The organism is Methylocystis suflitae (assembly GCF_024448135.1).
GTDB classification, from domain to species: Bacteria; Pseudomonadota; Alphaproteobacteria; order Rhizobiales; family Beijerinckiaceae; genus Methylocystis; species Methylocystis suflitae.
Genome location: NZ_JAMRYX010000025.1, coordinates 1 through 9,531 on the forward strand (window position 1 = coordinate 1; position 9,531 = coordinate 9,531).

At 60.9% G+C, this 9,531-nt stretch carries 8 protein-coding genes; 5 read left to right on the forward strand and 3 right to left on the reverse strand.

The features are described 5' to 3' along the window. A partial coding sequence (locus NEI07_RS01805; protein ID WP_256032329.1) for a PsiF family protein occupies window positions 1-156 on the forward strand: 156 nt, incomplete at its 5' end. A gap of 149 nt (window positions 157-305) precedes the next feature. Here the strand turns inward: NEI07_RS01805 and NEI07_RS01810 are convergent. Continuing rightward, a complete protein-coding gene (locus NEI07_RS01810) occupies window positions 306-1,316 on the reverse strand; it encodes a polyprenyl synthetase family protein (protein ID WP_256032319.1) in 1,011 nt (336 codons plus the stop codon). A gap of 173 nt (window positions 1,317-1,489) precedes the next feature. Here NEI07_RS01810 and NEI07_RS01815 point away from each other — a divergent pair, with 173 nt between their 5' ends. Next, complete coding sequence (locus NEI07_RS01815) at window positions 1,490-2,167, forward strand: tRNA1(Val) (adenine(37)-N6)-methyltransferase (protein WP_256032320.1); 678 nt, start codon at window positions 1,490-1,492, stop codon at window positions 2,165-2,167. 196 nt (window positions 2,168-2,363) lie between these two features. Here the strand turns inward: NEI07_RS01815 and NEI07_RS01820 are convergent, their stop codons facing one another. Next, the gene (locus tag NEI07_RS01820; protein ID WP_256032321.1) at window positions 2,364-3,914 is read right to left on the reverse strand and encodes a radical SAM protein; all 1,551 of its coding nucleotides are present in this window, start codon (window positions 3,912-3,914) and stop codon (window positions 2,364-2,366) included. Window positions 3,915-4,181: 267 nt separating this feature from the next. Beyond that, entirely contained in the window at window positions 4,182-5,246 is a 1,065-nt protein-coding gene (locus NEI07_RS01825) for a DUF2778 domain-containing protein (protein ID WP_256032322.1), read from the reverse strand. Window positions 5,247-6,523: 1,277 nt separating this feature from the next. On the opposite strand from NEI07_RS01825, the gene NEI07_RS01835 reads away from it, so the two are divergent. The 3 genes from NEI07_RS01835 to NEI07_RS01845 all read left to right on the forward strand — a co-directional run bounded on the left by NEI07_RS01835 (window position 6,524) and on the right by NEI07_RS01845 (window position 9,425). Then, a complete protein-coding gene (locus NEI07_RS01835) occupies window positions 6,524-7,534 on the forward strand; it encodes a hypothetical protein (RefSeq protein ID WP_256032324.1) in 1,011 nt (336 codons plus the stop codon). Window positions 7,535-7,789: 255 nt separating this feature from the next. After that, window positions 7,790-8,722: a glycine--tRNA ligase subunit alpha gene (locus NEI07_RS01840; RefSeq protein WP_256032327.1), complete on the forward strand. Its 933-nt coding sequence runs from the start codon at window positions 7,790-7,792 to the stop codon at window positions 8,720-8,722. 277 nt (window positions 8,723-8,999) lie between these two features. Continuing rightward, window positions 9,000-9,425, forward strand: a complete 426-nt coding sequence (locus NEI07_RS01845; RefSeq protein WP_256032328.1) for a hypothetical protein — start codon at window positions 9,000-9,002, stop codon at window positions 9,423-9,425. The last annotated feature ends 106 nt before the right edge of the window (window positions 9,426-9,531 follow it).

The following is a 9,531-nucleotide window of genomic DNA, read 5'->3' on the forward strand; positions in this document are numbered from 1 at the left end:
AGCGCCGAAGCGCCTGCCGCCGCTGCGCAGCCTGCGAGCGCCGCTCCGGCCAGGACGCATGCGGAGAGGGAAAAAGACTGCCGCGCGCAGGCCGAGGCCAAAGGGCTTCACGGCAAAGAGCGCAAACACTTCAAGGCCGACTGTCTGAAGGGCTGACAACGTCCGCCGGTCGCTTTCCAGCGGCCGGCGCCGCTAGAGCGCTTATCGATCACATGGAATCATGTGATCGATAAGGAATCGCTCCCAATAAAAGCGTTTGAGCAGGTTCTCATCGAAAAAGTCCGTCAACTTTTTCGGAACCTGCTTTAGTAGACGCGGTCGATGCAGAAGTCGACGACTTCGAGCAGCGCGCTCTTCCATGGCGATGCGGGAAAAATCTCCATCGCATCGCGTGCGATGGCGCCGTAATGCGTCGCGCGCTCGATCGTGTCGTCGAGCGCCTTGTGCTTCTTCATCAGACCGCAGGCGGTCTCGACGTCGCCGTCCTTGATCTCGGCCTTTTCGAGCGTGCGCCGCCAGAACTCGCGTTCTTTCTCATTGCCGCGACGGAAGGCGAGCACCACGGGGAGCGTGATCTTGCCCTCGCGGAAGTCGTCGCCAATGTTCTTGCCGAGCTTGGCCGAGGAGCCGCCGTAATCGAGCGCGTCGTCGATAAGCTGGAAAGCGATGCCGAGATTCATGCCGTAGCTTCGCGCGGCGGCTTCGTCGGCCTTCGGCTTACCGCCGAGCATCACCCCGACTTCGGCCGCCGCGGCGAAAAGCTCGGCCGTCTTGCGGCGGATGACGCCCATATAGGCGTCCTCGGTCGTGGTCGTGTCCTTCGCGGCGTTGAGCTGCATGATCTCGCCCTCGGCGATCACCGCCGCCGCTTGCGAAACGACGGTGAGCGGCGCGATGACGCCTGGCTCGACCATCATTTTGAAGGCGTGGCCGAGCAGGAAGTCGCCGACGAGCACGCAGGTCTGATTGCCCCACAGCATGCGGGCGGCGATCTTGCCGCGCCGCATGTCGCTTTCGTCGACGACGTCGTCATGGAGCAGCGTCGCCGTATGCATGAATTCAATGCCGGCGGCGAATTTCAGATGCCCGTCGCCCCTGTAGCCGCACATGCCGGCGGTGGCGAGAACGAGCATTGGCCGCAGACGCTTGCCGCCGGCGGAGATGAGATGATGGGCGACCTCGGGAATCGTCGTGACGTCGGAGCCCATGCGCTGAATGATCAGCTGATTGGTGCGCTCCAGATCGGGCCTGATGAGTTCGAGGAGGCTGTCGAGGCCGGCGTCCTTTTTCTCATCGAGCGGAATGACGATACCCACGGACCCCCCTTAAGCCTTGTGCTTTGTCGCGGGAACTTACGGCTTTGGGATGGAGGCGGCAAGTCACGGCAGAGGCGGAGCGCAACCACCCCCGTTGAAGGGGAGGGCAGGGCAGGGAACCCGGCGCGACGCTCTTGCCCACCGCGCCGCATCATGTGAGATTTCACGCGCCTATGAAAAATGCGAGTTTGGACGGTTTTCTCGACGGGCGCCTGCGCCTGCGTCAAAGCGCCGCCGGCCACCGTTCCGGCACGGAAGCCGAGCTGCTCGCCGCCGCGACGCCCGAACATCAGCGGGGGCTCATTCTCGACGTCGGCGCCGGCGCGGGCGCGGTCGGGCTGATGGCGGCGCTGCGCGCCCCCGGCGCGAGCGTCGGACTTGTGGAGATTGACCCCGGGTCTTGCGCGCTCGCGCGTGAAAACGTCGCCGAAAATGCGCTGGGCGCAAGGGCGACAGTTTACGAAGCCGACGTGCTCGCCGCGAAATCGCGTCGCGCTGCTGGACTGATCGACGAGAGGGCGGCGCTCGTTCTCACCAATCCCCCGTTTCACGCCGCTGGCAAGGTGCGCGTCACGCCCGACGCGGCGAAGGCGCGCGCCCATGTCGCCAGCGCGCCGCTTGTCGATTGGACGCGCGCCTGTCTCGCGCTGCTCGCGCCTAGCGGAACCTTCGTGATGATCCATCGCGCCGACGCGCTCGCCGAATGTCTCGCGGCTGTGGAGGGCAGGCTAGGGGGCGTGTCGATCCAGCCCATTCACACGCGAACTGACGCGCCGGCGACGCGCATTCTTCTCGCCGGCGTCAAGGGCTCGAAAGCGCCGTTGTCAATTCTGAAGGCGATCGTTGTCTAATGGCGTTGAGTCGACTCTGCCGGCCTCTGCGTAATCACCCTCATCCGGCGTCTCGAAGCAGAGTGTGAAGGCGAGCCATCTCTGACGGCTTCCTCGTCCTTCGAGACGCGAGCTTCGCTCGCTCCTCAGGATGAGGCAGCCTTGCTGCGAGGCGACGTTGGCTTCCTCACGATGAGGAAGCCGATTGCTTGCGGGACTACGCCGCGCGCTGCGACTCCGCGGGCGGGCTCGAGAGCTGCGGCTCCCAATAATTGCCCTTGTCGAACATGTGCCGCGCCTGCGCATATTGGAACATGATGCGCGCGACGATGGTGATCGTCTCCGGCTTGCGCACGGCGGCGCCCCAGACCTTGTTCCACATGCGGCCTTCCGCTTCGCCCATCTTGCGCACGTCCATGCCGACCTGCATCGCCTGCTGTTCGACCTCGCGCAGCGATTTCGGATCGAAGGGCTGCGGCGCCGGCGCCTTGCGGTGGCGGCCGAACGTGCTGATCAGGCGCAGCATGCGTTCGCCGAAGGCGGCGGGGGCGTAGAGCGCGTTGCAGAGATTCTGCATGCCGTGATGCAGCTCCTCCATGCTCATTGTCTGGCACTGGATGTTGGAGCTCCACGGCACCGCCTGGGTCTCGACGCCGCCGGTGATGAGGCGGCCTTCGCGCGTGATGCGGTCGAAGAGCGGCGTCGCTTCCGACGCCATCAGCGCGCCGAGGCTGAAGATCGGGATCGGCGTCGCCATGGCGAAATCATACTGCTGGGCGAAGACGCTTGGGCCGTCGTGATCGAAGCCGACGATCATGCCGCCCATGACCGACATGCCATGGTCGATGAGCTTTTGGATTTCGTCGACGAGGCTGATCTTGAGATTCTGCCGCTTGCCGGTCTCGCGCAGGCTTTCGACATTGGGCGTCTCGATGCCGACGAAGACCTGCGTCAAGCCCGCCGCGACGCACATGTCGAGCAGCTCCTCGTCGCGCGTCGCGTCGATGGAGATCTGCGTGACGAACTCCATCGGACGATCGCGGCGCCAATGCGCGATCGCCGCGAGCAGCTCCTTGCAGTGCGCGCGATACGCGGTGAAATTGTCGTCGGCGAGAAAGGCCGTGCGATAGCCCGCCGCCCAGAGCGCATCGAGTTCGGCGAGGACGTTGGCGATCGGCTTGTGGCGCTGCTTGCGCCCCAGATATTGGATGACGTCGCAGAATTCGCATTCGAACGGACATCCGCGCGAGGTCTGCACCGCGCCGAGAATCGCGCGGTCGTTGCGATAAAGGTCCCAGCGCGGCAGCGGCGAAGCGGCGAGCGACGGCTTGTCGCCGACGTAGCTGTCCTTCGGCTTGCCGGCGCGAAGATCGGCGAAGAGGTCGCCGGCGATTTCCTCGGTCTCGCCGCTCACCAGCACGTCGCAGTGGTCGCGCAGCCGCGCCGGCGAAAGGCTTGCGTAGGGGCCGCCGATGATCACGCGCTTGCCGCGGCGGCGGAATTCGTCGGCGATGGCGATCATCCGGCCGCGCTGGCTGACCTTGCCGGTGATGGCGATGTAGTCGGCGGGATGGTCGAAATTCACCGGTTCGACCTGCTCTTCGCAAAGTTCGAACGCGAAGTCCTTGGGCGCGAGCGCCGCGACGGTCGCCGTGGCGAGATCCGCCATCATCACGCCGCCCGGCGCCCCGGACGCCGCCAGCGCCTCGCCGCCGAAATAAGTTGGAAAATCGCCGGCAGGATTGATGAGATAAATCGAAACGGTCATGCACATCCCCTCATGCGCTTTGAACCGTACGCTAATCGAACTTCGCAATCCCGACAAGAACTTGCCCGTCATTCCAAACTGAATGACCGAGCGCAAACCACAAAAAAGCGGCCGCTACGGGCCGCTTTTCGTATTCACGCGTAAGTATAAATGCTTAGAGCGCTTCCCGATCACATGGAATCATGTGATCGATCAGGAATCGCTCAAAATCAAAACGTTGGAGCAGGTTCTCATCGAAAAAGTCTGTCAACTTTTTCGGAACCTGCTCTAGAGATGCGCGACGACGGCGAGCCGGCGAACCTCGCCGTTCTTATAAGCGCGCAGGAAGGCCTGATAGTCGCGGAACGACACGCAGCCGTTAGAATCGCCGTTCGGGCCGAGCATGTAAGTATGCGCGAGAAGGCCGGCGCGGCCGAAAATGGCGCCTTCGCCGCCGACCGGGGTGAGACGCAGCGCCTGGACGCCATGGAACAGCGCCTCGCGCGGCGACAGATCATAGAGATGGGGCGGGGTCGCGCCGCGCATGCGCAGATGGACGTAGCGCGGATCGTCGAGATGTTCGCGCAGGCCGGAATGCGCCTCGAGCTTTGTGCCGTTGGGCAAATAAACCGTATGCGACGAGATGTCATAGACGGCGGTGTAGCGGTCGTAGCGCGCCGCAGGTCCAACCGCCGCGCCGGCCGCGCCGCCGAGGATGCCGGATTTGAGGTCCGAAAGCGTGCCGCCGTCCGGCGCCGCATAGGCGAGCGCCTGGCCGCGCGGCTGCTGCTGATGCGCCTCTTGCGCCGATTGCGCGGCGTCGCCGAGCCCGAAGAATCTCTCGAAAATCGAGCGGTCGTCGGACCCCGAGCCGGGCACGACGGTGGTGCGCGCCATGCGGCGCAGCGAGCCTTCATAAAGGCCGCGATTGGCGACGGAGAGTTCGACCGGGCGGCGCGGCGGCAGCGGCGCGTCCTCGGCCGAGGCGATCTGATCGCCGTCGACGTCTTGGCGCTCTGGAACGACGGCGGCCGGCGTTTGCGCGGCGGGCTGGATGCTGGCGTCGAGGGCGCCGCGCATGGTCGTTTCGGCGAGCGCCAGCGTCTGCGGGCGGCCGCCGAGGCCGACGATGGCGCCGTAGGGATTTTGCGCGCCGGCGGCGCTCTGCTTGAGGGGCGCCGCGGCTGTCTCAGAACTGGCGGTCGACTGGCGCTGCGACAGCGCCCACCACCCCGCCGACAGGCTCACCGCGAGCGCGACGCCGGCGATGACCAGATGGGACGAGCTCTTGCGAGAATAAATGCGGCGATCCAAAGAAATGAAATCGATTGGCGCACCGATCCCTTGCATCATTCGCCCCTACCTCCGAATTACTCTTTCCGTCGCAAGGCTCTGAGCTTCGCTGACATTTGCGCGAAATCGCGTCAAAGTTCGGCGAAAGCCAGAACTGCACGGAACGCCTTCACATATTCTCACCAGAACTAAGCGGCCTTGCTTTGGCTGCTTTAGGGCGAATTCTTGTCCGCGCTTACGGTAAAGACGAATAGTTAAGGCTTTGAAAACGCCGGCTTTCGCGAAATGTGCCGGCAGGGCGCGGCCAAGTTCGCCGCCGCTTTGGCGCCCAGATTGAGGCTTTGCCGAGGGCGCGTTTTGGCGACGCGCGACGGCGAAAGCTGCGCTGCTTCAAATCGTTCTGAAAAGGGGTTCTGAAAGGGAACGCGGTCCGAACTATTCGAAGCGCCCATCGGATGCAAGGTTGGCCGTAACGGGCGCGTCGAGAGGGATCGGCGCAGTGGTGGGCGCGATCTCGCAGCGCGAGGGACGCGATTTCGGAAGGGGGTGCCGAGATCGGCGGCTAGCCAGCGATTGGCACCGAATTGAAGACCGGTACGTCCGACGCTGAGCTGCAAATTCGTCGACGATTTTTATAAGCAGGCGATCCCGACCGATTCCATCGTCCGCGCGATTCGCTACGCGATCGAGCAGCCGGCGGATGTCGATGTGAATTAGATTGTGGTGCTGCCGACGGTGTAGGAGTCTTGAGGGATTTTCTTGCGCACTCGGGTCTAAGTTGTCGCTCCGGAAAGATATGTGCGTCAGAGCGGAAGTTTGGCTAACCGACTGGGTAACTCAGCGGGAAGGCTGTCAATCCAGCTGTTCATCTAATAATCTCTTGCCCCAAGACATTGTCAAAGATAGGCTAGAGGATTAGTTTAATGCTTTGTTGCCAAATTATGGTGCTGTTCGATGCTTTTCTCCTCACGGCCGATGTTGGCTTATTTATTCATCGCTTGCTCCGCCGCTCAAGCGCAAGGGTTGCCAGGAGAGCCGGACACTCTTTACGATCCGCACCGTGGCTCAAGCGGTTTGCTGGGGGAGTCGAGGCCTTATGGGGAGGACAGGGTGCCGGGTGCGTCCGGGCATTACCGAGGTCATGGATACTACTATTCAGCTCCAACGCCCCACTATGGGTATCGGCCTTACAGGCAGCGAGGTTGGTAGCGTCACCCGCACCCACGATGAATTGCAGGGGAGAGATGGAAATGGCGCTAACCAAGGCGTCGTGCACCATAGTCGTCGATTACAGGCAAGCTGCAGATTCTGTTAATTAGAGGCTGACGAGCGATACGATGTTATCGACTTTACCTAAGATCACGGACAAGACTTTTTTTATTGCATACCTTTTCCCTGTCTTGTTGTTTATTGCCAACCTGATTTTCATGCTGCATGAAAAAGCCTTTGCTCTTTTTAATAGTCTGGGGATAGACACTCTCGCAGAAAGCGATAAGTTAGAAAAAGCAGTTTATTTCACGTTCCTTGTCTGGGTGCTTTCAATTGTCTTGATGCTCACTAACAAGATACTTTTTTGGGCAATAGAGGGATATTGTCTTCCGTTTAAGAGCGAGTATCTCAGAAAGAGAGAGGTTGCGCGTTTCAAACAAAAAAAAGCACAACTGGATGAGCTTTCTTCAGAGTGGAGGCGGAACGATCGTCACTTTCCCTTCGAACTACAACTGAAGTGTACGAGGCTGGCGCGCGAACTAGCATCGGACTTCCCCTCCAAGCAAAGCTCTATAATGCCTACTAGATTCGGGAATATAATGCGGTCGTTCGAGGATTATCCAAGGTCTGTTTATGGCGCAGATAGCATTCCACTTTGGCTGCATCTTCTATCGGTAATGCCGAAGGATTTCTTGAGTGTTGTGGACGACGCAAAGACACAAGTTATTTGCTTACTCAATATTTTTTGGTTGTCATGGATGATGATCGTGATCAGTAGTTCTTTGTTTATCACGAGGGTATACGCATCAATCAGCCATGCTCACGGCCCGAACTTCCCTGGCAGCTATGACAGATCTGGAGCGTTTGCGGTTGGGTCGATAATGTTCACCACCGTGGTCTACTGGTTGATGGTAGAGAGAGCCAGGAACTGGGGCGAATGTGTCAAGGCTGCTTTCGACTGCTTCTTACCAGCCTTGGCTGAAAAACTTGGGTTTGAATTGCCTCGCGAGCCGGCAAAACAAAAGCAGTTTTGGATCGCTGCAAGTAGACGGTCTTTGTTTAACTCTCCTGTGCCAGAACACTATTACATCAAATCAAGAGGCAAAATAAAGTATGCGCCGCCGGCTCATAATCGGTAGCTAAAGTAGTCGTGGAGTTTTGTGCCGCGACTGGTGCGAAAGCCTTCGGTTATCAGCTCGACACTTCGCGATGGTGTGACACTCGAGAAGCTTCCCTTTTCAGCAAACAGTTTCGAGTGCCGAATGCTTTGGCCACTACTCCCTAACTCACCCCGACTGCCGACGAAAAGCGGAATTCTTTCGACTTGCGCTATTGAATGCGGAAGTCCGCAACAGCCGACTTCCGATCGAATGGGAGAGGGAGTATACGCGGGCATGCCCCCCTCCTCACCCCACCTCTCCCCGATCCGCTCCTTCCAGGGGCTCATCCTCACGCTCCAAAACTTCTGGGCGGCGCAGGGCTGCGTCATCCTGCAGCCCTATGACATGGAGATGGGCGCGGGCACCTTTCACCCCGCCACCACACTGCGCGCGCTCGGCCCAAAGCCCTGGCGCGCCGCCTATGCGCAGCCCTGCCGGCGTCCCAAGGACGGGCGCTATGGCGAGAACCCCAATCGCCTGCAGCATTACTATCAGTTCCAGGTGATCCTCAAACCTTCGCCCCCCGATCTGCAGGAGCTCTATCTCGCTTCGCTTTCTGCGATTGGCGTTGACCCGAAGCTCCACGACATCCGCTTCGTCGAGGACGATTGGGAAAGCCCGACGCTCGGCGCCTGGGGGTTAGGGTGGGAATGCTGGTGCGACGGCATGGAGGTCTCGCAATTCACCTATTTCCAGCAGGTCGCGGGCTTCGAATGCGCGCCGGTCGCCGGCGAACTGACCTATGGGCTGGAGCGTCTCGCCTGCTATCTGCAGGGCGTCGACAGCATCATGGAACTCAATTTCAACGGCCGCGACGGCGATGAGAAAGTCACCTACGCCGACGTTTTCCTGCAGGCCGAGCAGGAATATTCGCGCCATAATTTTGAGGCCGCCGACACGGGAAAACTCTTTGAAGATTTCAAGGACGCCGAATCCGAATGCGAGCGCTTGCTGCATTTTGGCGCGGGCTCCGGCGACGAGATGCATCTCATGGCGCTGCCGGCCTATGACCAATGCATCAAGGCGAGCCACGCCTTCAATCTTCTCGATGCGCGCGGCGTGATCTCGGTGACCGAGCGCCAGAGCTATATTCTGCGCGTGCGCGAACTCGCCAAGGCCTGCGGCGCGGCCTGGCTGCGCACGGCGGGCGGCGGCGCCAACGGATAGTCGCTCGCGCTATTGCGAAAGCCTCAATCGGCGCCCACCTCGGTAAGAGGTAAAGCGTTTGTCATGCGCGTTGGCGCACATCTTTCAAGATCATCGCCATGCATCACTAAGCGCGAGACGGGAAACCGTCTTGCGCCGTTGGCGAGTAGCGGCGCGTGCGCGCCTGTCCAGTCTTTTGCCAGGAACCCAAGAGATATGGACGGGCGCGCGCTTCTTGACCACGTGCTGGTTTTGTTCTAGTCATGTTCCGTGTTCATCCTCGTTAGCGGATCGTGCCATGTATCAGCCTCGTTATCCGTCTTTCAGCATTTCTCGCAGCATTTCTCGCAGCGTCTCTCGCAGCGCCTTTGGGCAATCGCTTGAGGACGCCGCGCCGCGCGGCCAGGCGCTTCAATCGCTCGCCGAGACGGATTCGCTGCGGAGCCGGTTCTTTTCCTGGCGAGGCGCTTCCGGCCGCCGCTATGTGTGCTCGGTGTTTCAGTCGGGCGAGGATTCCTTCGTCGCCGATGTGACGAATGGCGTCGTCATCGGCGTCGCGCGGGAGGGCGCGACGACGCGGCCGGTCTGCGCCTTTCTCGCGCAGGAACGCGATCGCCGCGGGCTGCGCGAGATCGCGCGGGAGCTCGGCGTCGCCGAATGGCATGTGCATTTTTGCGCCGACGCCGCGATGCTGCGCGATCTTTCCGCGTCGCTGCTCAACTGATCAGGCGGACCTGTCTGTAGCGTAAGCGTTGCGTCGCGCGCGTTCGTGCGCGTTAGCGTTGAGTATTTGCGCAAAAGCGTTGCGTATGGCGTCGCGTCAAAGCGGC

Bases quoted from the DNA above. Each gene is read 5' to 3' on its own strand.
- NEI07_RS01815 (WP_256032320.1), top strand. From the start codon at position 1,490: ATGAAAAATGCGAGTTTGGACGGTTTTCTCGACGGGCGCCTGCGCCTG.
- NEI07_RS01820 (WP_256032321.1), bottom strand. From the start codon at position 3,914: ATGACCGTTTCGATTTATCTCATCAATCCTGCCGGCGATTTTCCAACT.
- NEI07_RS01825 (WP_256032322.1), bottom strand. From the start codon at position 5,246: ATGATGCAAGGGATCGGTGCGCCAATCGATTTCATTTCTTTGGATCGC.
- NEI07_RS01835 (WP_256032324.1), top strand. From the start codon at position 6,524: ATGTTATCGACTTTACCTAAGATCACGGACAAGACTTTTTTTATTGCA.
- NEI07_RS01840 (WP_256032327.1), top strand. From the start codon at position 7,790: ATGCCCCCCTCCTCACCCCACCTCTCCCCGATCCGCTCCTTCCAGGGG.
- NEI07_RS01845 (WP_256032328.1), top strand. From the start codon at position 9,000: ATGTATCAGCCTCGTTATCCGTCTTTCAGCATTTCTCGCAGCATTTCT.